This is a genomic window from Nitrincola tibetensis, assembly GCF_003284585.1.
GTDB classification, from domain to species: domain Bacteria; phylum Pseudomonadota; class Gammaproteobacteria; order Pseudomonadales; family Balneatricaceae; genus Nitrincola; species Nitrincola tibetensis.
Map to the genome: position 1 here is coordinate 298646 of NZ_QKRX01000002.1, position 26553 is coordinate 325198.

The 26553-nt window shown below is 45.4% G+C and carries 16 protein-coding genes; 6 read left to right on the forward strand and 10 right to left on the reverse strand.

Annotated elements, in window-relative coordinates; translation table 11 throughout:
- Window positions 1-74 precede the first annotated feature (74 nt).
- The 5 genes from infA (at window position 75) to DN062_RS03545 (ending at window position 4521) form a co-directional block, all read left to right on the forward strand.
- A complete protein-coding gene (gene infA / locus DN062_RS03525; RefSeq protein WP_036509108.1) occupies window positions 75-293 on the forward strand; it encodes a translation initiation factor IF-1 in 219 nt (72 codons plus the stop codon).
- Between the two features lie 178 nt (window positions 294-471).
- The gene (locus DN062_RS03530) at window positions 472-1647 is read left to right on the forward strand and encodes an MFS transporter (RefSeq protein ID WP_112157576.1); all 1176 of its coding nucleotides are present in this window, start codon (window positions 472-474) and stop codon (window positions 1645-1647) included.
- A 211-nt stretch (window positions 1648-1858) separates the two neighbouring features.
- A complete protein-coding gene (locus DN062_RS03535; RefSeq protein WP_112157578.1) occupies window positions 1859-3040 on the forward strand; it encodes an acetyl-CoA C-acyltransferase family protein in 1182 nt (393 codons plus the stop codon).
- A gap of 204 nt (window positions 3041-3244) precedes the next feature.
- A complete protein-coding gene (locus tag DN062_RS03540; RefSeq protein ID WP_051514299.1) occupies window positions 3245-3562 on the forward strand; it encodes a DUF7352 domain-containing protein in 318 nt (105 codons plus the stop codon).
- 65 nt (window positions 3563-3627) lie between these two features.
- The gene (locus DN062_RS03545; protein ID WP_112157580.1) at window positions 3628-4521 is read left to right on the forward strand and encodes a LysR substrate-binding domain-containing protein; all 894 of its coding nucleotides are present in this window, start codon (window positions 3628-3630) and stop codon (window positions 4519-4521) included.
- 9 nt (window positions 4522-4530) lie between these two features.
- Here DN062_RS03545 and DN062_RS03550 read toward each other — a convergent pair whose 3' ends face one another.
- From DN062_RS03550 to DN062_RS03560, 3 genes are all read right to left on the reverse strand, one after another.
- The gene (locus DN062_RS03550) at window positions 4531-4890 is read right to left on the reverse strand and encodes a cupin domain-containing protein (RefSeq protein ID WP_112157582.1); all 360 of its coding nucleotides are present in this window, start codon (window positions 4888-4890) and stop codon (window positions 4531-4533) included.
- An 87-nt stretch (window positions 4891-4977) separates the two neighbouring features.
- A complete protein-coding gene (locus DN062_RS03555) occupies window positions 4978-5880 on the reverse strand; it encodes a sensor domain-containing diguanylate cyclase (protein ID WP_112157584.1) in 903 nt (300 codons plus the stop codon).
- Window positions 5881-6094: 214 nt separating this feature from the next.
- On the reverse strand, window positions 6095-8695 hold the full coding sequence (locus DN062_RS03560; RefSeq protein ID WP_112157585.1) for a DEAD/DEAH box helicase family protein: 2601 nt from the start codon (window positions 8693-8695) through the stop codon (window positions 6095-6097).
- 53 nt (window positions 8696-8748) lie between these two features.
- Here DN062_RS03560 and DN062_RS03565 point away from each other — a divergent pair, with 53 nt between their 5' ends.
- Entirely contained in the window at window positions 8749-9330 is a 582-nt protein-coding gene (locus tag DN062_RS03565) for a class I SAM-dependent methyltransferase (protein WP_205126639.1), read from the forward strand.
- Between the two features lie 145 nt (window positions 9331-9475).
- On the opposite strand, the gene DN062_RS03570 is transcribed toward DN062_RS03565, so the two are convergent.
- The 7 genes from DN062_RS03570 to DN062_RS03600 are packed head-to-tail and all read right to left on the reverse strand — an operon-like array spanning window position 9476 to window position 26552.
- Entirely contained in the window at window positions 9476-10027 is a 552-nt protein-coding gene (locus DN062_RS03570; RefSeq protein ID WP_112157589.1) for a condensin complex protein MksE, read from the reverse strand.
- On the reverse strand, window positions 10017-11405 hold the full coding sequence (locus DN062_RS03575; protein WP_112157591.1) for a hypothetical protein: 1389 nt from the start codon (window positions 11403-11405) through the stop codon (window positions 10017-10019). The genes DN062_RS03570 and DN062_RS03575 overlap by 11 nt, the downstream gene beginning before the upstream one ends.
- Window positions 11402-14356: a coiled-coil domain-containing protein gene (locus DN062_RS03580; protein WP_112157593.1), complete on the reverse strand. Its 2955-nt coding sequence runs from the start codon at window positions 14354-14356 to the stop codon at window positions 11402-11404. The genes DN062_RS03575 and DN062_RS03580 overlap by 4 nt, the downstream gene beginning before the upstream one ends.
- A gap of 11 nt (window positions 14357-14367) precedes the next feature.
- Entirely contained in the window at window positions 14368-15225 is an 858-nt protein-coding gene (locus DN062_RS03585) for a hypothetical protein (protein WP_133256739.1), read from the reverse strand.
- Between the two features lie 20 nt (window positions 15226-15245).
- Window positions 15246-21485, reverse strand: coding sequence for a DEAD/DEAH box helicase (locus DN062_RS03590; RefSeq protein WP_112157597.1), 6240 nt, complete (start codon window positions 21483-21485; stop codon window positions 15246-15248).
- Complete coding sequence (locus DN062_RS03595) at window positions 21482-24796, reverse strand: STY4851/ECs_5259 family protein (protein WP_112157599.1); 3315 nt, start codon at window positions 24794-24796, stop codon at window positions 21482-21484. The genes DN062_RS03590 and DN062_RS03595 overlap by 4 nt, the downstream gene beginning before the upstream one ends.
- A 31-nt stretch (window positions 24797-24827) precedes the next feature.
- Window positions 24828-26552 (reverse strand): EH signature domain-containing protein, encoded by a 1725-nt coding sequence (locus DN062_RS03600; RefSeq protein WP_112157602.1) that lies wholly within the window; start codon window positions 26550-26552, stop codon window positions 24828-24830.
- Window position 26553: the final 1 nt, after the last annotated feature.

A 26553-nucleotide genomic window follows, 5' to 3' on the forward strand; every position in this document is an offset into this window, starting at 1 on the left:
GCAAGTTTTCAGGTAGAATCTTGGCCTTTCTAATTGGACCAGGTTGAAGAACCAGTCTTAGAGGTAACGATTGAATGGCAAAAGAAGAAGCGTTTGAAATGGAAGGGACTGTTATAGACACCCTACCTAACACAATGTTCCGTGTAGAACTTGAAAATGGTCACGTGGTGACAGCCCATATTTCTGGAAAAATGCGCAAGCACTACATTCGCATATTGACTGGTGACAAGGTCAAAGTCGAACTGACTCCCTACGACCTAAGCAAGGGCCGCATCACTTACAGAGCTCGTTAATCACAAGCTCTGTTGCGAAGGAGGCGCATAACGCGAAGCGTGCTTGTGCCCCTGAATTATTCACTTGCCAAATCCACAATAGCTTCGTAAGCTATTGATGCCTTATAAATTTTAGCTTACTCATTTCTGTTACAACAAAATCACCCACCTCTGCCTACTGCCTTTCTTGAGGTAATTTATGAACAGCCCTGTGCAGGCCTCCCTGGACACACCGAAACACTGGCGCCTGACAATCACCTACTGGGTTATTTTCATATGCATCGGCATGATGGGCGGAATTCTAGGCCCAGCGCTCCCCTTCCTAGCAGAGCAAAGCCATTCCAGCATGAGCCAGATCGCTCTTTTATTTACCGCACGCGCCATGGGCAACATTATTGGCTCACTTGTCTCAGGTCAGCTTTTTGATCGTTACGATGGCCATAAAATACTTATTCTCATGGGGATCGCCGCCATACTTGGCATGGTCATTACACCCAGCCTGATGTCTTTGGGTTTACTGTGCATTTTTGTTTTCATTTTAGGTTTTTCTGAAGTCTCCCTAAATGCCGGGTGCAATCTAATGATGATTTGGGCGCATAAAGAGCGTGCGCCACCTTTTATCAGCGCCTTGCATTTTTGCTATGGGTTGGGTGCTATGATCATTCCACTCATACTCATTATGATGCTAGCCCTGTTTGATATAATTCACGCAGCCTTTTGGCTGGTTGCGGTTGCATTAAGCGTCATAATGCTTTTCATCTTAAAACAACCCACTCCTGACAACCCGGATCGCCAGCAGCGTGACACCTCTTCAGCCCCGTATGACAAGGCCGTCTTTGGTGGCTTATTGCTATTATTCAGCCTCTACGTCGGCATGGAAATGACATTTGCAGGATGGATTGCAACCTACGCCACTTTGCGTGGAACAGACGCCGCAGACGCGGCGATATTGGTCTCGATTTTCTGGCTCAGCTTGTCTGCTGGGCGATTAATTGCGATACCATTACTACGTCCACATTTATTTACTTATCTGTTATGCGGATGCTTCGCGCTTGCCGTATCCATGATGCTGCTCATGTACTTCAATCGCGCATCTTTACACTTGATTACCTTGCTGTTCGGCTTATCTATGTCGGCTATTTTCCCTACGCTCTTTTCGCTCGGAAGCCACATTATTAAACTCAACGGAAAACGCACAGGGCTCATCTTTATGGCGGTAGGCACCGGAGCGATGATAGTTCCTTACGCAGCAGGTGTGTTGCTCGAACACATGGGTGAGACATCACTGCCGTTGCTGATTCTAGTTGTATTAGGCCTCATGATTGCTAATCTAAGCTTTCTACTCATCCGCCAAAAGCGCACTCGCCAACTATGATTAATACGGCTGAGCCACTCAGGTTTGACTCAGCTCTGCACGCCCCCAGAAAGGCAAAAACGAATCAACCATCCTGCCCATCTCAGACTAATCGACCAAACAATCTGCTTAACAATTGTCACAACAGACGGGTATGATCAGGTGTAGATGAAATTTAATGCTCAAATGCCTGTATGACTATGGCACTACTTGATAAGAAGGAAAATACACCATGGGACGCGATGTTGTTGTTTTAAGTGCAGTTCGCTCTGCTATTGGCTCATTTGGTGGCGGTCTGAGCTCTATTGAGCCTCATGAACTGGCTGGACAAGTCATGAAAGAAGCGGTCAACCGCTCAGAAGTAGACCCAAATTTAATTAACTATGTCACTGTCGGGAACTGCATCCCAACGGACTCTCGTTTTGCGTATGTAGCTCGTGTCGCTTCGATCCAAGCAGGTCTCCCAATGGAGTCAGTCGCCATGGCGGTCAACCGCCTCTGCAGCTCAGGCCTGCAGGCCATTGTCACCACAGCACAAAACATCATGCTAGGTGACTGTGATTACGGTGTAGGTGGCGGCGTTGAAGTCATGTCCCGTGGTGGCTATCTCTCTCCGGCAATGCGCTCAGGCGCTCGCATGGGCGACACCAGCATGGTTGACATGATGGTAGCGACCTTAAATGATCCCTTCGGCGTGGGCCACATGGGAATCACCGCTGAAAACCTTGCCGCTAAATGGGAAATCAGCCGCGAAGAGCAAGATGCGTTTGCGGTTGAGTCGCATGCTCGCGCAACACGCGCGATTGAAGAAGGCCGCTTCAAATCACAAATCGTCCCTATTGAAATCCAAACACGCAAAGGGGTGGTGGTTGTCGATAGTGATGAACACGTCAAACCCGGAACCTCCATGGAAAGCCTAGGCAAAATGCGTCCTGCTTTCAAAAAGGATGGAACAGTCACTGCTGGCAATGCATCTGGAATCAATGATGGCGCCGCATTTATGGTACTTGCCGATGCTGAGGTTGCCAAAAAAGCAGGTCAAAAACCCATCGCGCGCATTGTCTCCTATGCCGTTGCAGGTGTTCCGAATGACGTCATGGGTGAAGGCCCGATTCCAGCCTCACGCTTAGCGCTGCAAAAGGCAGGACTGACACTCGACGATATGGATGTTATTGAATCCAACGAAGCATTTGCAGCTCAAGCCCTGGCCGTAGCGAAAGGACTTGGATTGGACATGCAAAAAACTAATCCGAACGGCGGAGCCATTGCCTTAGGTCATCCTGTGGGATGCTCTGGCGCCTTTATCGCCACCAAAGCCATTTATGAGCTTCACCGTACCGAGGGCCGCTACGCGCTGGTGACCATGTGTATCGGTGGTGGCCAAGGCATCGCAACCATCTTCGAACGCCTGTAACCTCACGTCATCCTTTCATGCATCGGCAATTGATGCATGAAAGGATTGATATGCCTTCGAACGATGACTCCTCGAACACCACTTCATCACCGCCTAACACACTCAAATCATCGAAAAAAACGATCTATATATCTCAATAATACTGTTTTATCGATTCAAATCCAGTGCTATAACTTAATTGTCACTTAGAACTGGAGATAAGCCATGAAAACAATTAGACAAGTATCGCTGGATTCACACAAACCCGTGAACGAGTTGATTCTAAAAGAGGGCTACCGAATCGTCAAAACTGAGTTCAGCTTGAATCATTCAATTGTTGCCTGGATAGAAGAACCCTTACGTGCTGACCTACCGACTGAGCACTGTTTTTTAAAAGTGATTGAGAACGGTCAGCCGGTACCACTGGTGTATGAATACGTGAGTTCGGCTTTCAGTCCATTTGAATCAAAAGCGGCCCATGTGTTCAAAGTGCCTGAAAGCTTTGTTAGAGAGGAACCGACTCGACTTTCAGCGGTTGCGTGATTATGCTTATGAGCAGATGCTGAGCACACAATAATTGGTGTCAAAAGCCACACTAGGAGCCGCTTTTGGACAACAAAATTAACTATAAACATCTCCATTATTTCCGAACAATTGCCAAGGAAGGCTCCATTGCTGCCGCCAGTGAAATACTGAAGCTAGCGCCCCAGACCCTGAGCGGACAACTGTCGCAACTGGAATCTGACTTCGGACGCTTGCTGTTTAAACGTGAAGGCCGAAAGTTAAAGTTAACACCTTTCGGACAGCAGGTGTTTGATTATACCGATGCCATGTTCTCTATTGCGGATGAACTCTCGTATTTCCTTAATACCGACCAATTGGTTGAACGCAATATTTTCCGGGTCGGCGTATCCTCTTCCATTCACAAATTGATCGTCTTCAACCTTCTACAGCCTGCATACAACAAAACACCCAATTTGCATTTAATTTGTAAAACAGGTGAAACCGAACGTCAACTCAACGAACTGCGCAGCCACAAGCTAGATCTCATCATTACGGATCGCCTTAAAGTGATCGACGATATCACCACATTTCAGCTCAAAGAAGTATTAAGTTCAGGTATCAGCCTGTTTGCTGCACCTAGTATCGCTACAAAATTACGCAATAAAGGCTTGCCAGACAGTTTACAGGATGCCGTTTTACTCGCGAATGCTCGAAATGCGGTTTACTTTGAGCGCTTAATCGCGTGGTTGGCTAAACGCAATATTCATATGCGCATTGGTGCCGAAATTGATGACAGTGCATTAATTAAGATTTTCGGCGCACATGGGATGGGCGTTTTTGCCGCGCCAACCATGATCGCCGATGAAGTCTGCCGCCAATATCAAGTCGAACAATTACTCGAAATAGACTCAGTACAAGACAAAATCTATGCACTCTACAAGGATATCTCGAATGCTTCCCCTTGGATTGATGAGATATGTTTATCTGGCACAACGTAAGCGCAGGGTTCACTCATTCATTTCGTAAATTACAAAACGCTTAGTTGTGGTTTCCACCACTTCCCATGTCCCTTGAAAGCCACTTGGAATAACAAATTCATCACCCTGCTCAAGTCGCACGGCAACGCCCTGTTCGTCCGTCACAATACTGACGCCCTCCGTAATACGGCAGTACTCTTCCTCAGTATAGCGAACCTTCCATTTACCCACTTCACTGCGCCATACGCCGACAAAATACTGCTTAGTCGAGTCTGTATACTCCATCCAAAGCGTCTGTTTTGGATTTCCTTCGAGACGCTTTTCTGCATCCAAATAATACTCTTCAGGCTCTAGATTCTGTTTATTTAATATCTTTAAGTTAGCTGACATATTTCACCTTAATTATTAGCTGTCATGCACCTAGTATCTCGACATAGAAAAAGTGCAGCAACCACTTTTAAAGACACCTACTGCTCACTAGGCAGACACTATCCTATTTTTACCCTGACGCTTAGCCTGATAGAGTGCCGTGTCGGCTCGGTGCAATAGATCAAGATAGGTCACATCCGCAGCAGATATCGAGACAACTCCCATACTCACTGTAGCCTTAGTATCTGCCGCTGAGAAATGAGATAAGTCATTAATGAAGCGCTGATGTAATCGCTTTGCCAATTGAAGCGCTTGTTCTTGATCCAGTGCGGGCATGGCAATTACAAATTCATCACCACCAAATCGACAGGCAATATCGTTTGTCCTTAGTTCTGCTATGCATGTTTTAGCCAATGTGCTGATTAACTTGTCGCCTGCCAAGTGGCCTAGAGAGTCGTTGATCACTTTCAAGTTATCGAGATCAAACATCAACATTGATGTTGGAATGCCGTAGCGTGTAAACGCTTCAAAGTGAAGTATGAGATCTCGCTCTAACTTTCTGCGGTTGTATAAACCCGTTAGCTGGTCGGTATCACTCATTTCACGTAGCTGGACTTCCAAACAATGACGCTCCGAAATGTTACTGGCAACCCAAAGAACGACATCGTCACCATCCACTTTAAAGTCCAACGCTTGAACGCGACCTTCGAACCAAATGGGTTCTTCAGGGCCCTCATCTGGAAGACCTTTAACATCCTTGTTGCTCAGCTCATATTCGACAATCAAAAGACTCTGGGTCGAGAGCGCTTTCTCAATTTGCTCTAAAAACCACTGAGCTTTGATAGGCTTAATCAAATCCGTAATCCGATGCCCCACAAGCCCCTTGCCATCATGATAATAGCGCGCATCTTTACCACCGAAGACCCCTACGTATCGCCCCTCTCGCGTGAGGATAAAAACAGGATCTGGCAAAGTGTCCAGAACACTATACATCTGCTCAGCGTTAATCATAATGATTTTTACTCCCGAGTGGCGAGAAGTAATCTTAATCCATTAAATCGAAACTGTGTAGCACTGCTGATCGCTCATTCTAAGTGACCGTCAGAACAGGCATGCATACAGAGATTAACCGTTGCTTAAAAAACAGTTCGGTTTTAAAGACTTAATGTATCCATCAGGAAAACGCCGTCTTTAAATAGGCTGATATATAGAAAACGACCGCCCCCTAAACCTGCTCATAATACCGCTCCAACTCTCCCTGATAATGCGCTTTCAACGCCTGAATCTCATCGTGATGACCTATCCGACTCCACAACACTGAAGAGAAAGCAATATGGTTGAGATCTTTGCAATGGTACATAAAGCGCTTACGTTCGAATTTTTCGAAGGGGTTCTGCAGCAAACTGGTTTTCATCAGCGCGGGAGTGGCAAGAAAGTCTTGCTCTTGAAAAGGGCACTTACTTCGATCAACCGCTAAGCCTTTATCCAGTCGGTTTTGGTAAAACGCAGTGTAATGGCTGAGTAGCTCATCAAGATTACATTCACCATTGTGGTCCATCACCTCGAAGAAAGAGAGCATCATCACTATTTTGTATGAGAAGGTGTAATTCCCTTCCTTCACAAACGCCCAAAAGTCTTCATATAGGGTTGTGTCATCATGCTTTTTGAGGCCCAATTCTTGGCGAATTTGTTCAATTTGCTCCGGAGCATAATAATTGACCGCTCGGCGTCCAAGCGGAACGCTGACAGCGGGTGTAATTTTGCCCTTCTTCACCCAACTGGTCACTGTTCCAGTCGAGACGAATAATTCACGCGCCAGCTGCTCATCACTGATATGGTCAGGGTATTCGCTCTGAAAGGTAAAGATATTGATCTTTTCAAGTAAACGCTCCTGCTCATAAAGACCGGACAGAATCAGCTCTTCCGAAGAGGCTAAGGGTTGCTGAGTCTCTAACACAGCACTCCAAGGCCGATAATTAGGGATGCCTAAGAGTGCATGAATCGACCAGGGCATTTTATTGATACCCGCCGAGGCGCCATAGTTGTCCACGACATCAATCACATACAAGGCTTCTTTACCGGGAAACCTACGCGTACCTCGCCCAAGCTGCTGGGTGTAAAGGACTCTGGACATGGTCGGTCGTGCCATGACGATCACTGAGGTATGGGGCGAGTCCCAGCCTTCGTTGAGTAACGAGCAAGTCGTCAAGAACTGAATCTTGCCGTCTTGATAGTCCTGAATATAGGCGGCGGACTTATTGTCCTTACCGCTAACCGCCATGGCTGAAATGCTATGTTGCTTCATTAGCTTGGCCAGACTCTCAGCATGCTTGACTGAGACACAGAAAATAATCCCCTGCTTCCGATCCAGTTCGGTATCGACAAAGTATTTCAACAGCGTATCGACAACCAACTGATCTCGCGAAGGGACGATGACATACTTCTGCAAGTCAGTGGAAAGGTAGTCCTTACCATTAAAACGTATCTCACTGAAGTCTAAATTACTGTGCAGTCGGAAAGCCTTAATCGGCGACAAGAGACCTTGCTTAATTGCCTCAACTAAACTCAAATCTGTTTCATAACTGCCAAAAATATCCTCTAACTTTTGCGCATCCAAACGCTTATCGGTGGCGGTTAAACCAATCAAGGTTTGTGGACGAAAGTGCTGTATCACTTTCTTAACAGTTGGCGCGGTAGCGTGATGCGCTTCATCAACGGCTAAGTAGTCGAACAGATCCGAGGGCAATCGTGTAAAAAGACGACTCATCATCGAATAGGTTTGCACGACGATGTCATTCTCCAAACCCTCACCCACTTGAAGGTGATGAATGCCATGATCGGCCAAACGCTGAGCGAACTTCTGAATATGGTCCAGCTTTAACTGCTTAGACGGCACCATGACCAAAGACTTGTTGGCAGATCCAGCGTGATACTGCTCAGCCAAATCCGCGATCAACACCTCGGTTTTACCCGTGCCCGTTGGTAAAACCACCAGAAAGGCATTCTTCCCTTCAACTCTTGCCTGTCGCATTGCATCCAGTTGATTGATTTGATGACTTAGCAACGCAAACTCACGCGAAACACAGACCTTTTGGGCTAACTCGAAATGCTCCGCAGGCCCCAAAAAACATTTTAACTCCTCATGGAAATTTTCAAGAAACCGCATACCTTCCAGTGACCAACGAAACACCTTGACGCCGTATGCAACCAAGGAATTTTGTTTGACTAACTGGCGTTGATACTGAGTCTTACCGGTAATGATGGGGTGATGATACGTCTCACCGTTTTTCTCGATGGCAATATCACTACCTTCTGAACGCTGCAGATAATAATCCACCCAACGCGTCTGACCCTTAATATCAATAATGGGTAACTCACGAGAGACACGATCTAGCGCTTCACGACCATAACACTCAATAAATGCTTGTTCAAAATAGGCCTCTGGTAGCGTTGGGTCGACCTCCGATAGTGCTCGATTCCCACCGGCACGTATCTCATCCTCACTAAAATTCCGATTCAAATACCCTTGAAGCAATGACCACTCATGTTCCAGCTCGTCCTCATCATCGACAATGATCCTAAACAGACTGGCATGCTGATGCATCAGGCTATTTTGCTCTTTGGTGTACTCGGTATAGGAATACGGATAGTGGCGATCACAAACGCGATGATCCACCATAATCGCAGTATCGGACTCAGGGCAATGAAACAGCACACCTCTTAACAAGTGTGCTGTTAAGAAAAATCCCAAAGGCTCAAGACGTTGTGTTAAGGTTTCCAATAACGGAGGCTGAAAAGCTGGGATGTTCTCAATAGGTTGTTTCAACGGGGCTCATCCTTGTTTAGTCACATCAAATCATTCTTCAATCTAAGAACATCATGATGACTCTAGAATTTTATAATCAAAACGCCGAATCTTTTTTTAACGATACCATTCAAGTGGATATGAGTGAACTCTATCGACCCTTTATTCAGCGCGTTATACCGAACGGACGCATCTTGGATGCAGGTTGTGGATCGGGACGTGATGCTAAAGCATTTCTAGAGAAAGGGTTTCAAGTCGATGCCATGGATGCTTCTGTCGAAATGGTTAAACTGGCCACCCAACACACAGGGCTACCTGTGAAGCTGCAAACACTGGAGTCAGTCACCGACATTGAAGCCTACGATGGGATTTGGGCCTGCGCTTCCCTACTCCATTTATCTGAAGCGGTTCTTCCTGTGGTCTTCACACAGTTTGAAGCCGCACTGAAACCCAAGGGCGTTTGGTATATGTCATTTAAATATGGCAACGGTGAGCGGGAAAAAAATGGTCGGGTGTTTACGGATTTGAATGAGGAGCGGCTGCAAGAGCTGTTAAGTCATTGTCCGAGTTTGACGCTGGCTGAGCAATGGGTGACGGTTGATCAGCGGCCTGATAGGGATGAGCGGTGGTTGAATGTGGTTGTCACGAAAGGATAGCTATTGGAAAATTTGATTTCTCGATCTAGAAAAAAGGTGCTTCAAGTCTGAAGCACAATACTATTGTGCCTAAAGCTTTAGTTTAAAGGTCAACTTACCTTAAGCGAGTACATATAACACGCACTCGCTCAAGATATTTAAAAAACTAGCTCTCGCCCTCAACCCTACCCTCAAAAAGTTCATCAAAAAATGCCTTCCCCGCATTGCTTAGCACCCAGTTTCCTTTGACATTTTGAAAAGCTATATTTCGTTTACCTAGTACTCTTTCAATATCGGTAAGCAGCCCGCCTTTAAGGTCACAAGCAGCCAGCACCTCTTGTTTATCTTCTTTTTGTTCAATTTGTTCGATAATTTCGTTGCTTACACCCACTTCAGGATCGGTCAAGAGTTCAAACTGGAAACCCAGTTCAGTGACACCTCTTCCCAGAACTAGCAGCAGTCCCTGTACCTTTCTGACAATGTCGTTCTGAGCGTCATCGGCCTCAATTGAGCGAATAAAAGCAAAGCCTTTTTTAAGTACCAACTCAAAGCCAATATTGAGATATAGCTCTCGATAATAACGATCAAAATTTGATACAAGCTCTTCAAATAATGGGTTTACCACCATGCCACTATCTTGAAAAACAAGCTCGTTGATGACTTGACCATTGATAAAACATTCATACAACTTACGGCTGGCATGTTGATCAACTTGCATGTATGGGCTCCATTACATTTACGAAGTAGGTTAACTCAAAACGCTTATGTTTAATGACTCTCTGGCAGAAAGCGGGTTTGAGTTGTAGTTTTTTCTCAGCAACACACCATTTCATGGCTTCCAATAGATCGCTCAACTCATAATCGGACAGACGGACAAGAAGATACTCGTGCATCATTCTGTGGAAATCATCACACACATTGGGAGTCTGCCATTCACTGACGAGAAGACGAATCTTCTCTTTCCGAATTTGCTGCTGCCAATCAAAACCTTCCGTTTCAGCCTCTAGATCAACGGTGCCAGTCTCACTCTTGTTACGACTCAGCTGATCTAATTTAACTCGTAAAAACTCATCAAACAGGAGACGCTGATCTTTTCCATGCCATTCTAATCTAGTGCTATAACGAATGACTCTCAAACCAGAAAACAACTGCCCAATACTGAATACGGGGTCATCGTAACGCAACAGGTTGTTTTTAAGACTTCCATCCTGCAAGCAACGTACTGAGTGAAGCAAATCATTAAAGGCTGCTTCTATTGCATTATATTGCATGCGCTGTTTGGTATTTTGCCGAACATATCGCTCTAACGACCGCCTAATCTTCTCGACATCCGACGCATAGGAACGCAGCGATGCACTCGCATATTTCATTTGTTGACTCAATTCTGGTAACTGAGCGGTATCAAGCAAGTTAGCGATATACCTAAGTGAGGTAAGGGCTGGCTGCCCCTCTTTGAACGTTTCCCGCTCATTTAGAAATTGCAAAGTGGGTAATACATGGTACTGATATATTTGATCAATCTGCTCTAGCGCTTTACTGACTTGAATAGATTGCTCCAGATTATCCAACTCATTTTGCTCTATTATTTCTGACAAGCGTTCAGCTTGACCTAGTAGGCTACTGACATTGTCGCGCATTTTGACATGAGTGGTACGAATCCTTTCTCTGAGAAGCTCTAGTTGATCATCAAATACTCGATCACCTAGCACTAATGGTGACTTGCTAAGCTGATCTAGACTTTCCTGTAAACGACGTCTCAGGTCTTCAAGTTGTGCACTGGAAAGCTCTCTTAATCGTCTACGATCAAAATGTCGAAACATCTCAACCACAAAGGATGCCAAAACAAACACACCACGATTGCTATCTATTTCAATGACCAAGTCAGCACGATGAAGATTTTCCAAATTTAAAATTGCACGCAGCCGCCGTTGCTCAACATCTGACTGCTTCTCTAACAGCCCTCTTAACAGCTGGTTATAGATTTGTAAGGGAATTTCGTCGGAACTATTTTGGCGATCAATGATATCAATAAGCTTAAAGAACAGATCTTTATGTTCTATCATGGTAATCAAGGATTTGTCGGTGGCGACGATCATGCCTCAGCCTCAGTAAGCTTTTCGACTTTACTATTAGACTGAACTAACCTAAGAGACTCACATGCACCGTGATATACCACACGGCGCTTCGGGTTATAGGATTTTTCAGTGGCCTTGAACATACCAAGGTTAATGTAGTGATTGACCGCATTTACGATTTCAGCAGACATGTCTGGATTAGCACCAAACAGTACAAAACCGTGTTGTTCAGCAATGGAGACCGCGGTAAGCAAATTTTGTTGGTCTATGGAGCCCATCTCATCCATTACCAAGGGTAAGCAGATTCTGGCATCCTTTGCTAATAAACGCTTCAGCAGTATGGAGAGCAATAAACTATTCACCATGCTTGTTGTTCCGTTTGACTGAGCATTTTCGGTAAATTGATCTTGACCTGCCAAGCGAAAACGATAACGAACTCTCTCAATTAGCTGATGTAATTGCAGCACCCTGCCTTGACGCTCACCTTCTTTGAAGAATTCATTGCAGAAATCATTTAGACGTTGATACAAACGGGCATCATGTAATGCTTCATGATAGAAATTAATCTTACCCAAATCATTCAATAATAATTGAAAACGTGGATGAAGATCACAGATCAACTGAACCTCTTCTAAATTAGAGACTTTGTAATGTTTGAACTCATGGTTTATTTCACTAATAAAACCACGAACTTGTTGCCCCGCATCTCGCAACACATCCATTTGTATCGAGGTATGCTTATTGTGCGTCCTGACGCGATTGTCATAGTCCACTTGAACAGCATCCAAAGAGCTAAAAAGACGTTCGAACTCTTGTCTCAGTGCCCTAACCTTGGATAAGTCAAAACTCATCAAGTATGCTTCACTACCATCGGTATCTAATAACTTTTGGCTCAACAAAATTCTCAAAGCATTCATCAGTTTTTCTTGCACTTTTGCAATTTTCTGACATTGGTGCTCTAAACCGTCTAGTGCAGTATCCGCAATTGTTCTTGGTAAGGGTGAGAGTTTTGATTCCCAACCTTTCAGAACAGCATGACCATTGGCAATTGAATTTAGCCTGGTCAATTTTACTGTCAACGTTTGCTTTTTTTGCTTTAGCTCATGTAAGGCTTTACGAATTTTCGCCGCATTTCCTTCATATTTATCTAAGTCCTGTTTATAGCTACTTACCTTGTGACGGGCATCATCCAGCACTACTTTAAGGTCATCGAAGGCTGCTGTTGCTTCTTTAAACTGGCGAATGTGGGTTTCTCTGGCCTTGATCATTTCAAGATCAAGCTCTAGCACCCTTAGCTCGCCTTCTTCATGCTTCAGCTTGTTTCGCTGTTCAACTTGACTCAAGCGCGAAGTCGACATCAGTTCACTTAACTCCTTGTCCTGTGACTTGATTGACTGCTGTAATTTATCTAGCTTAATAAGCTGACTTTGCCTAATTTGCTCGGGGTTAAAAGGTGCAAACTCAATATTGGGAAGGGCCTCGTTTAATAAGCATAATTCATTTTCTCGGACTTCAAATAGTTGAGCAAAGTCTCGTAGAATCTTAGAAGTTGATGGATCCAAGGCAGGTGATATATCCGCTAGATCGGGAATAAGGTTATAGAGTAACGAGGCACTTTGCGAATCTAACTGCTCCAATACTGAAGGCTTATGCTCCGAGAGTTGAGTCGATAATTTGTCGCGTTGCCTCTTATCGTGAATTAATTGGCTATTAAGTTGCTCCATGCGTCGCAGACGCTGCGCTTCATTTTTAAGCTCTTCAACAAACGAAGATTTTTGCTTAACTTGTTGCTGTAACTGAGCCAGCACTTCGTCTGGATTTAAGTCTGGGAAACCTCGTTCGATAGCAGTAATACGAGTGACAGCGCCTTCACATCGCTTGATTTGATTAGTAATTTCCTCCATTTTGCCTTCATAAAGTTTTATTTGATCGCAAGTATCAGTGAACAATTTTCTGGAGGCATGCACAGCATTTTGGGCTTCATTATCTTCTTCAACCGCCTTTTCGATTAAGGGATCTATGTGGCCTTGCTCCCTTTCAAGAACGGACTTTAAGTCAACATAGAATTGCCCTACTTCACGAGATTGAGTTTCATAATCACGATACAGCGCATCAAACTCAATCCAATCATCTTTTGCATTAGTGATTCGCTGGAGTTCATCACGCTCGTGGCGCAATGCGTCGTAATCTTGCAATATTTGATTTAGGTCGACACTCAATTCATCCGCTTTTCGCTGTTTTTCTCCCTCAATAATTGTCGCCAAGGCATCGGGTAAGGTGCGGGTATTATTTGCGCCAATATCAAATGCCAGATGGATAAGTTGTTTCCAAGCGGCTAACTCTCGTTCAGTGCCGCCCTGCTTAAGCGGCAGTAAACAATAACGTCCTTCATCACGATTCAGTGGACGATGCGAAAATAGGCGGTCACGAACTGTTTTACTATCATGCAAAGACTCACTATTAAACAATTTCAGTGCTTGTTGTATAGACTCTAGTGACAATCCTTGAATAGGAGCCCCCAGACCGTCATTACAATCAGCCGTAAAATCCCAAAAGAGGTGTCGAATCTTTTCGTAAGAGCAAGGAATCACAATACGTGCATAGCTAAATTCTTTTCTACCTTGATGCAGCAAAACACAGAAAGGTCCATATAGATTTTCTGCTTCAAGTAAGATGAAAGAATGCTGCTCCGGAAAGTAATAATTAAAGCTTTCCTGTGTACTATAGGACTCGCCTGTACTGCTTCTAAAACCAAACTTTTGGTCACACCGCTTGAAGTTTTCTTCGGGAAGTAAAAATAGTTTCAAGGCATTCAACATGGACGTTTTGCCCAAATTATTCCTGCCAAATAGCGCAGTGTGCTGATCTACCCGTATTTCCGTATAGGCGAATGACGAGCTATTCACAAAAACAAGCTGCTGAATTGCATATAAATCGGGACAAGTATCTATTTGTTGAAACAATGAATCCATGCTCAATATCCTTATGAAAGATAGGTTTCCTGTTCGAGTGAACGTTTTGTTTTGCGAAGCATTTGAATCAAACTATCCACCTCATCACTCAAGCCAACATACTCGACTAACCCCTCACGATCTTCGGATTTCAGTGAACGATTGGATGCAATCAAACGTTCTTCTATATCCATAGGATAAAGGAATCGAATTGAATGCTTCGGCATACGTTGATGTAAGGTTCTAAACATCCGTATGCCACCTAGATCAGGATCGAACAGACAGTTTATTTCAGAGTAACGACTTAAAAAGGGCTGCAATATGGCATGGGTAATCTGGTTACCAGCCGCATATAACACGTCCACTGGTTGATTTGGTTTCAAACCACATTCCGGAAGCAGTTGCAAAGTCTTCTCAAATGCCAAAAAATTTTCCAAGTTTTCAACCAGCAGTGCAGAGGTCGAAAGCACTACTTTAGAGTGCCATTCGGTTCCCTCAAACAACACAACCTGTGGGTGCGGTTCTATTTGATTTCTTAACAACAAACAAGCACCACTTACGCTGACTCTATGGCTGTCGCCAGCAAGTGCTGCGAAATGGCGATTTGAGTAATTATGATCGCCATGTCTAAGTTGTAGTTCTTGAAAGCCCTTTTTATCCAGAATATGCACTCTATAACTTTTTGGAGCAACCAACTCTACACGAAATAAAGAGCGCCTTTTATGCTCTGAATAACCTAACTCCGCTAACAGCTTATCAAACACGGAATAGTTGATAGGCTTGGATTGATCTATTTTTTCAAGGTAGGTGCTTATTCGAGTATTTTTTGCCGCCATAATCATGACAAAGTTCCAGTAGATGGTGCTCAAAGTATTATTAAAAGTACTCAATCAAAATCTATCTTATTGCTTCATGGATTAACCTCATACAGCGCAATATCTGTAGGCCAGTCACCGCCATTTGACAACCTGACACCACTCCAACTATCCAGCATCTGTTTCACTTGACCCATAATTGGCTGACCAAAATCAAACCGCTTCAAGCTGAAAGCATCCGAGGTACATTGCCAATATCCCATCCCTTGGTCAAAGGCCAACTTCAGCTGCTTGCCAGATTCAAGCTCAAGTGTGAGTACACGACGATGGCTGACTTCTGTCAGAGGTTTTTGGGTAGAGATAACTGGACGGGTAGTCATAAGTGCGGCCACCCATTCCTCGAGCACCGCTTCCATATCTTGAAGGTTATTCCAGTTATCCCATAAACGCTCACCCGCATGCCCAGCAGGTGCTGCCACAGTTTCGATAATGACCGAGCCGATCCCATCATTTGGGATCACCTGCATAAAGCCAGCAAGTAGCATAACAGTCCATGGAGAACGTAGGTAACGATCTTCATACTGAACCGCAATTACTTTATCACTCTGTAATTTTGTCAAAAAGCTAGGAGCTTTTTCGGCCAATAGATCCCTGAAGCGCTTTGAAAGTCCAGCAATTGGGCCATTCAGCTCTTTAGTAACCTCAAGCACAGTGGCAGTAGCATAAGTACCCAACCAATCGACAGTATTAACCGGGTCAAATACCCATGTCGGTACACTCTCAGATATAATCCAGGTACTGGCATCTCGTGCTTGCAGCCAATCAGCTCCGGGAATGATGGATAGCTCTGAATCCGAGAGCAAAGTAATGACACTATCTTCTTTATCTACAATCTGAACTGGAGCAAGAATGTCACTGAAAGACTGGTCTGTTGTAAGTTGGACAATCTGGATGCCTACTCGTGCCAATAGCGCAAGCTCTTCCTTAAGGATCGTCGAAAGATTTTGGGTTTCCAGAACAACACTGACATCACGACCATCAATTACTTTCCATGCAATAAGCTGCTTGCGAAACCCAGGTGCCCCCAAATTCCATACGTTGCTGTCACCTCCGAGACGAACACGAATCTCCTTGGCTGACTTGTTGATCCAATGACGAACAAAACGGATGGGTTCATAGGGCCAATATGTGGCACCAGTAACCGTATTAAAAGGCTCAGGTAACTGCAGATGCTCTGCAAATCGGCTTTCCTTAAGCCATATCAACGCCAACTGACGGTTCAGCTGTTCAAACTCTACGCGACTATCCTTACTCGCCAGACATGAAGAACAAGCTGTATCACAGTTGGCAGGGCACTCCAGTTTCTTGAGAGCTGAGCCCAACAGCTTTGTCATTTCCTGCAAGGCTGTCAGTACAAAGCCTGCGCCACCAGCTACGTTATCGTAAACCTGCACTATGTATCGCTTCTCTCCTGACTCGAGGTCACGATCAGGACGAACACCAAAGCCCATCTCACTGCTTGCGATACCCAGCTGTTCAGAAACGGCATCACGCAGGGCTACCGCGAGTGTTGTCGCAATTGCGCGGCCTGTTTCATCCTCCGGAATCCATGCGCCTGTCAGTGGGTTGCGGAAAGTCCATTCGACAACATGAGTTCTTGCCTGATAACCGAGATAGATATTCGGCATAACCCTCTCGCCCGAGCACTCTGGCTTGCTCTTACTACCTGTAGCACCACCGATGGGACGATGGCTCTCGCTGGCCCCCATACCCTTCGGTAAATCTCCACTGGCAGTCATTGAGTCTGCTCGACCGCAGCTCATGCACACTGCAAATCCTTGACCATTTTCGCCGCCGGAACGAACAACAATCTGCCCACTTTCACCAAAGCGGACAAAACCACATGCAGGATCTGGAAGCGCTACAACAGCACCTTTAACATGAACTAGTGGTCGCTCTACGGGCATATATTTTTGTGTCGAAACATCGTTTGTTGTGGACTCATAGAAGTCTGTTACAAACCCCATTGGCCGAAGCAACTTCTTGACCTCAGAATCATGAATTTTTGCATTGCACTCAACGCAGCGTAAGTCACCCGCATGTGAATAAGCATTTTCTTGATAGCCTGGTGTACCACAGTGTGAGCATTGCCAAGACCAAGCAAAGGCCTGCGGCTTACCGGATGGGCCATCCTGGTAAGACTGCATTTTGACACCTGCCGAACGGTACACTCGCCCATCAATGACAACCTGTGCACCGGGTGCATATTCCCTGACCGCAATATCCAACCCCCGGGACGGCTGTTCTTTGTAAGTGAAGATGTTGTCCTCTCGCCCGGATTTCTGCAAGGCAGCAGTGTCTTTCTTATTTTTAAAGTCCTCAATATTGTAGGTATTAAGCGCAACAACATTAGTAGGAAAACCATAGCCAGGCAGAAATGCTCTTGCAGCTAATTCTTTGAGTAGGTATTCCCCTTCATGACGGGCTTTTTCCAGCTCCAGTGCTTTTTTATAGTGCGGGTCGGCTGCTGCATTGAGGCGCTGGTTGATCAGCTTGTACTCGTTTTGCCAGCCATCAGCTAACTTACGAATAACATCGGAGCAATTGGTCGCCAACGTGTCAATGCCAGCAAGCTCAAGAGCTGTTCGTTTGACTATTCTCTTCACACCACCTTCAAAGGCCTTTGCTTCACTGCCCAGCCAATCGATGAAGTGATCCACAACCCCCTCATGGGCATGGAAAAACCACTGCACCGTCAGTCGAGTACGATCCCCTTCAGATGCGGTCTGTGCTTTCAAGAATTGCGACAGTAGGTAAGAGTTAACATGCCTTTGCACCAGGGGTTCCGCATTTAGAGTAATGACTGGTGCCGAAATAGCCGTACTGAATGCCCATTTAGGATTGTTGAACACGCGTGTGTTGTGTGGATCGGATTTGCACAATGTGTAAGCAATAGCTCGAGCCTCATTCCGACGGCCCGCTCGGCCTGCACGCTGTAGATAGTTGGCAGGATGCGGTGGAACATTATTCATCACCACGGCTGAAATACCACCAATATCCACCCCCATTTCCATGGTTGTGGAGCAGTTCAGGACGTTGATTTTTCCTTTTTTGAAATCATCTTCATAACGCTCCAGGCGATTAGATGACTGTTGTGCCGAGTGCTCAGCTGTCCGATAGTAGAAGCCCCCCTCTACAGTACGATCTGAAATATCACTCCAGAGGCTAACCTGCCGCAGCTGCTGAACAATGTCATTTTTTGCCACTTTGCTTCGTATAGCCAATAAAGCGCCTTCGTCCTCACCTTGTGGAGCTAGTGCTGCAAAGTCTGGCACTGCAACCAGCTGGCATTGGAGTTGAGTACGATCTGCTTTTCTAGGGATGTATGGCGTCAGTCCCCTGAACGTTGTATCAAGAAGCCGATAACTGACCGGGCAAACCCAGGCTCTCTGGGGTAAGGCGAAGGTGATAGCTTGGCGTGAAAGTATGTAGCCACTACCACTTGGACTTTGCAGGATCTGCAAGCGTGTCAGCTCCTGCCAGGCTGCTTTTAACCACTCGTTGATCTTATCCCGATCAATGGCTGAATCAGGATTCAGCCCAGCTCCATAGACGAGTAGTTTAACCAGTCGGGATTGCTGCTGTCTGTTCGGTTTAAATAAAGGCCAGGATTTAACACGTGTACTTTTGGGGTAGTCTACTTTAGGTGCCACCAGCTCTTTGGGTGCAAACTTGGCCCCCAACCAATGACGTTCATTCTCATTCATAACGAAAAAAGTGTTCTCACGCACGTGGAAATCCAGGGCCACCTTCAGAAAGTCTTTCCAATCTTGTAGGCTCAAAGCCTCTCTCTTCTGATCATCACTCACTTTTGGGACAAGCGTTTCTGCCCAAAAACGAGGGACTGACTGAACATTCTCCAGCCCCTGATAACTTACCTGAACCAGAGCCAATGTCTCGGTACTATTCTGGTTTTTTGGGCGGCGAGCAAATTCACGCAGTAACAGCAGGCTTGCCAAGGTCAGACTATTATCATGACCACCGAAGAACTCTGGGTTCGCATAGCGGTTATAATCAAGAATTGAGTATTTGATATCGTTAGAAGCGGCAAGATCTGAAACCAACTCTTGCCAGCCAAGCTTCACCTGCTTCACCCCTGACGCAGGATCTTGCTTCAATTTTGCCTCACTACGCCGCTGCTCAGCTAAGTCGGTCATTCCCAGCTGTGCAAGCTGATCAGCTTCTTTCAATAGATCTTCTACCGATTTGCCTGGTAATGCTGGAGCCTTAAAATTCTCAAGTGCCTGGCGATTCCGCAAAACCTGGAAGACAAGCCCCCTCAGCCGAGATCGCTCAGCTTCTTGCTGCATGCGCACGGCCATACGTGCCGTACCCTGCCGGCTATCCGTAAAAGTGATAAGCTTGCGGCCACGCCCTGGAAGACTCTCCGGATTTACATCTTTACCTTCAGGTTCGGGGCAGAACTCCAGTACCGTCGGCACAGCATTGCTGACATAGAAAGGAGCCCCCAGGTAACATTTACGCAGGAAACCAGCCGGTTTGCGTCCAGACTCCCCACACTGAATACATTCTGAATCTTTGTCCGTCGCCAGATGAACGTTGATCACTGCGGGTGAACTCAGTGCACCCAGTTCAGCTGTTTCCTTGTTGAAAGGAATATCCTGGTAACCCTCCCCCTTGGTCGATGCCAAAACCACAGTCTGCTTGCCTGAGTATTTACTGTCTTTGGCTTCTGGTACTGACTCTTCATTAACGTCATCCAAAAGCGAGAATTCATCACCAGAATAGGGGCTGGTCTGCCGCAGCGTGCCATTTGCATCCTCTGCAACCAAGTGGGGCGTTTTACAGTCACCACAGAATGCCAGTTCATAGACTGGAGCGCTACATTTACACCGGGCGCGTTGGGTAACATAGACGTTTCCGAATGGCCATTTTTTGAGGTGCTCTGATTTAACACTGCAATTTGAATCAATACAGCTCCAGAGCCCATGTAGCATACGCTGATGGAGATGACCACGCAGTTTCAGAAAAGGAGGTTCGTTCTTTGATGGTTGGGTGTCACTCATTAAATCGATCCACTGCAGCAACTCCTGCTGCTGCGTTTCCCTATGCTTACTTACAAGCAACGGAGAAACTGCCTCGATAAGCTCATTGAGATCAAGAGGCTTTTCACTGCCAACCACCATCTGCCGTACTCGATACGTAAGAGGATGATTGCACAAGGCGGTATAGCGGCCTTTCGAAACGGTGCTACCTGAGTCAATCGTACGAAGCTCATCCAGTGTACGCATGGGATCCGGGTCATGTTCAACTGAAGGGACCTGCCGTGAACCACTGATCACAACCACCTGGTCATCCTGAACACCCGCCAATGATGCCAAATAGGACTGCAGCTTTAGTGATGCCCCTTCTTCAGCAATGGTTGCCGATGTAGCTACGAAGCGAATTTCATGGGCCTGCTTACCAAAGGCTTCTACCACACGGCGAAGCAGCAATGACAACTCAGCGGCCTGAGAACCTACATAGGTATGCGCTTCATCAAGAACAATCCAGCGCAAAGACTGTTGTTCGCGGGAAATCCGTAGAATAGGATCGTCCACTTGGCGGACCAGCATATATTCCAGCATGGTCGCGTTTGTCATCAGGATAGGTGCAGGCTCCTTCCGCAGTCGCTCACGCGATAGTATCTCGTTTGGCCGCTCACGCTGTGCCTTGCGAACGGTGCTTTCATTCTCTTCGGTATTACCGTTATACAAGCAGAAACGGATGTTGTCGTTGAATGGCGAAGTCCATGCATCCAGACGCTCGCGCTGAGAGTTGATCAGGGCGTTCAGGGGGTACAAAAAGAGCGCACGCACTCCTACCAGGGCGCTACTGCTTTTTTCATGCTCTTTGACCAGATCCTGCAGGATTGGAATCATGAAGCACTCGGTCTTACCCGAGCCTGTGCCTGTGGTAATGACCGCAGACTTGGGTTTATCAGCCAGCAATATGCTCCAGCTTTCCAATTGATGCTTATAGGGCCTGATATCGGCGTCAAAACCATAGTGACCAGTAGCTGTAAGCGCATTGACAACAGATTCAGACAACAGATTGCCCCGAAGATCAGCAAAGGTGGGATCACCAGATTGCCAGCCAAAGGTATGCTCAAAAACAGGCGGTGCCATAAAGCAACCTTCATCCCCCATACGGTTGTGCATCTGCGCGGCAAGATGTGCTCTAAGTCCGGCATCATTGACACCCAGGATCGACAACGTCGCTTCACGCGTACGACTCAATGACTGATTGATCAAATCCTTAAAATAACCGCTCATAAATGACTCTCTTTAGCGTGAAGTAAACCGGACAAAGTGGCTGAGTAAACCGGCTCATACCAACCATTCCGGTCAAAATCAGACAACACACGAAAACCAAAACGTAAAACAGCATCATCTGCTTCCAACTCAGACAAGCTCGCTACACCAGCCGTCAGGCAAGCTGTAAACACAGGCATATAAACAACTGATTTCATGTAACCCGGCATTTCAAGCCCCAGCATCCAAGCATAATCCTCATGCTGCCGAATCCAGTTGCTCAACGCTTCATTCAGAATGACTGGCCATTGCGCATCCTCCTGGCGGCCTCGCATCTCACCAAACCAAATCGGCAGCACCAACTGGAGAGGCACGCTATTGGATATTTTTATGTCTCCATCAAACAATTCATCAGAGAGGTCCTTAAACAACGGAACCTGAACAGACAGCAAGCCCATGCGTGACTTCGCACTGCACTTGACCATATCCTCAGGAATACCAAATTGCTGAGAGATACCCTGAACGTATACTCGAAGAGCTGCTTTCCATTGTTCAATTGTTATTGCCTCCCAGATGACCGCCAGCTCCTGTGTCAATCGCTCAGCAAAGCATGCATCCATTTCGAGCCGGAATACCGCTAAAGCCATTACCTGTGGGTGACGACTCAGGTGTTTCCAGCATTCAAAAACCGAGAGGGGAACATGTTTATAACGCTGTTTCAACTCAGCAAGATAAAGCCAGCTGCTGTGAAAAAAATGTAGTGCCATGTCGTCTAGGACAGGATTGAAGATTTCCGGGCGAAGCTTAGGATGGTAGTAACGCGCCGCAGAGTTAAGGGTTTTTATTTCCTGTTCCTCATCAGGGGTACATATAGCCACATTCGGCACATGAATGGCCGGACGGAAGAAGGTCGCTGAGCCTTCGGTGGGATACAGCAACCAAGGTCCATCCTTTTGGAGTCGTGTCGGTAGCTCGAAGACACCCGAAGTCAGTTCATGTACCGACTGTGAATGCAGCTCAACAGGCGTTGCTTCCGGCGTCTGAAGCTGCATAGCCATAACTGATATCCCCTTAGCTCTGTGCATCAAAGACTGAAGGTTATGATCAGTCAGTTCAAAAGAGTGGCCAAATCCTTCAATAAACTTGATTTTTGCAGCATAGCGGCGGATATCGAACTGTCTGAGCGGACGCGAGGTTTCTATCCTGCAACGAACAACTGCGTCCTGCTCAGCACTACAGCTAAACAGGGACAATATATCGTCATAAAGCGAGAACAAACTCACCTGTGTCGAGCTGTTCTTTACTTCGTAGGTATAACGCTTTTCCAACCCCACCATTCGCCCCATCAGCTCAAGAGTAAGGTGAAAGGTTTGTGTTTTACCTGGTGGAGGCGTCATGACCAGAGACATTCCTAAAATTCGGTCTACAGTGAGCTCTCGTCCTCGGACAAGGCTGGCGTTAGCTTCAACCAGCTGGACACCCTCTTCGGGATAAGGTAGTCGAATCACGATACCATCACTGTGGCTACGTTGATCTGAGACCTCCAATAATACCCGGTCAGGCTGCTGGCCAACAGGAACTAGGTCAACGGTGGTAGTGCTATCCGCCCTATGTACCTCTGTACTCAGGTTATCGTTCAGCACTCGAACTTTAAGTCCCTGTACTGTATTAATTGAAATACGGGCTGGCACTTGCGAAGAAGCTGGAAGCGAAGTTATCGAAAAATCCCGGGGCAACACACCCAGTTTTCGACGCGACAATACGTGTTGATATTGGCCCAGTACTTCGACCTTAAAACTGCCAATCGATGGCAATGAATCAGTGCGCTGGAATACCTGATCATTCACTCTGAATGAATCTGGCCTTCGCTCCTCTCCCGAGGTGGAGGCAAGCAAACAGCGGGGCCACCCCAGCCAGGTAGTAATGGGCAGCGTATCGTACGGTGAAATAACTCCCCGGAATTCAATTCGTTCAGCAGCAGACGAGCTTCCTGGTTCAATCAAATAACAGGAGCCAGTATCAGATATGATAGTGGGCTCACTCACGCGATACCATAGTCCCATCTCTGCGTCAGTAGTAACAGGAATCATGCTCTGAATTTTCATGCTGACAGGTACACGCAAAAGTATTTCTGGTACCTGAGCTTTAACCGATGCAGTGCCTAACAAGTGAACTTCGTCACCCTCCTCGACAAATACGGTCGGCAATTGATTCCAATCAATCTCACTGGACTGAATGGTCTGTGTAGCCAGCCGTTCTCCGGCACAGGAACATACTAAGAACAAAGGATTATCTGGAGACTTACGAAGACACTTTACGACCTCAGTCGGAATTTTGACAGCTAGCACATCACCTTCAAGCCGCCCATAGGCCGCCCCCAGCTTCAGTACCATCTGTTCACCTTCATACAACGTAAGCTCAGCTCGGGTCGTGCTAAGTTTACGACCATCCAGCTTCACCTCAAGGGATGGTGCCAGCCTAACCTTTGCCAACAAACGCGCAAGCTCCGGGGGACCATCAAGTCGATGTTCACAAGTGAAATAGTGTGCTTTTTCTTCAGCTAGCTTGCGCTCCTTAATCCTAATACTTGCATCCCTCAACCATTCGTTGACCAGTGCATCGCCGTTTTCCTCTTCCAAAGGCAATGGAAACTCATCACGCCATTGGGGGGATTTGGTTGTTAAGTAAGCAGCAGGGTTATCTTGCTCATTAAGTCCGTGTTGTTCTGCCAAAAGCATGAGTGTTTCGGCAATTCTAGCTAGCAGCTGATATTTTTCATCATTCTGGAATGACTGCGGGAAATACTGTCCGTATTGACGAACAATCTGGACAAGATCGAGACCATCGCGCTTGTGTTGATGATAATGTTTGAGCACAGCCTTGATTGCCTTTCCGAATCCATGCCCTTCGCTCTGCAATAGCTTCCAAGGCAACCCCCCTTCTGCAAAAAGGGAACCCAAATAGTCGGCACCGTGAGATCTATAGCGGATAGGCCTACCCCAAAAGCCCAGACCTTTAACCACAAGCTCTTTATGGTCAGTTGGCAATAAGCTGATATCAAGGGCCTTCTCGAAGGCCTTCCAGGACCAGTTTGCATCATAACCACGACGAAATTGCTCTGCTATATATAGGCAAATACCGGCATACCAATAATGTTTGAATGCTGGATTAAAACGCTCTCCTTGGTAATTAATGAGAACAGCTCTAAGAGTTTTGAACTCTTCATCTGTAGTGCAATATCTAAATAACGGTATACCTTTTGGTGAAACTAAACCTCTAACCAAAAGAAATTCGTTGATCCATGCTTTACAATGACTAATAATCAAACCCACCGTTTTCCCTCAATCCATTTTAAAATACAATTCATACAGTAAGCCCAAGCAATGCATTTGCTCTCAAGTCACCAAGTTCTGCAGCTTTACGCAGCCAAACATCTCCACGCATACGCAGTTCAGCTCTTGATTTTGCTTTAACTAAATAGTACTCAGCTAAGTTCATCATTGCAGCTCTATTACCGAGCTTAGCAGAACTTTCCCAATGCTCTACCATCTGTTTAAAGTCACCCATCTGATTAAACTGCTGCCCTAAGAGTAATAATTCGTGTGCTTTTGCTTCACTTCCATCTGAAGTGTATTTACCAAGCAGCATTTCTCTTCTGAAAAACGCATCTGACCACCTTGCGACTTCTTCAGCCCTCAATGACAACATATTTTTATCAGGTGTTGGTAAACCCTTCCTAGGGTCATAATCTGAGAAACTTGGAGGTAATCCATTAAATTTTTTAGTCTTATCATCAGGAATAATGTTATAGCTTTTTCTTAACCAAGATTCACAAGCCCATTGCCAACATATAACATGATCATGCACTGCATCTTGATGCGCCTTCCTAAAGTCATTTAATGATGGATTAACACTCTTTAGAAGAATGTTTTTATTCCTAGAGTTTTTCTCAAAAACTCTAATTTCACTTGCTTCCCCCCTAAGAACCTCTAAAACTATTACAGAGTCAAATTCAAGAATTATGACCTCACTACCTTCTTTATCTGAAAGAAGTTCAAGCCAACTACAACTTTTCAAAAGACCAATAACTTTATCATAGGTATATTCAGGCACTAAAATCCGCACAGATAATATGCGGCTTTCGTAGTGACACCAAAACTGACTACGCCGTTTTATTTGTTTTGTAGAATTTTCATCAACTGATAGCTCTTTTGATCTAAAAATTAATTCAACTAGTTTTTTGAAGTAGTACAAATCAGAAATTGAAACTATATTCTTTAGAGAAAGCTGGGCAGGTTCAGAAAGATCGTACCAGTAGCCATCTTCGTTTTGAGGGTGACATATTTCAATAAATTTACTAATTAGATATTTATTATTTTTTATATCATTAAAGCGCTTAGCCAAAAGTACATTTAGGATTTCAACACTTATCACATGTTCACTTTCTTTAACCATATATATACACCAACCTGCATACGATACTAAGTCAATTGTTTCACATGTATATGGTATTGAAGCAGTAACTGCATGTTTTAGACGGGTACATCTTGGTAATCTATATTTACTAAAAAATTCATTAACAGAAATATCTTGCATAGCTACAGATAGAGCTATATCTTTATAGTTCCCGTCTCTCGACTTAATGACAATATCCAGTATTTCTTTTTTCCAACCAGAAAGCTTATCATCTAAAAAGTGAATTTGATCTAATAGTAAAGATGGGAAAAGATTTCCCACCCCATCAATAGTTAACGCAGCTCTAAACAGAGAAAGATTTAACAGCGGATCATTTTCTGACATTGCATTAAGTATTTTGAAACAGGTGTGCGAAGTACGTAGTTCAGTATTATTTTCACTCCATATATTACTACTCTCAAATAAATGGATCCATTCCAATATAGTGATATCTGATGCTTTACCCTCATTCAGCAACAATAAGATCTGATCTATTGACTTAGGTGGGAATGCATTAACGCTGTCTAGAGTATTCCAGTCGTGAACCTCCATTCCTTTAACAAGAGCTTGCATTTTTTTTGGTTTTTTCTCAGCGGGAGTCTTAAAACCAATCCCCATACTAGACATGTTCATG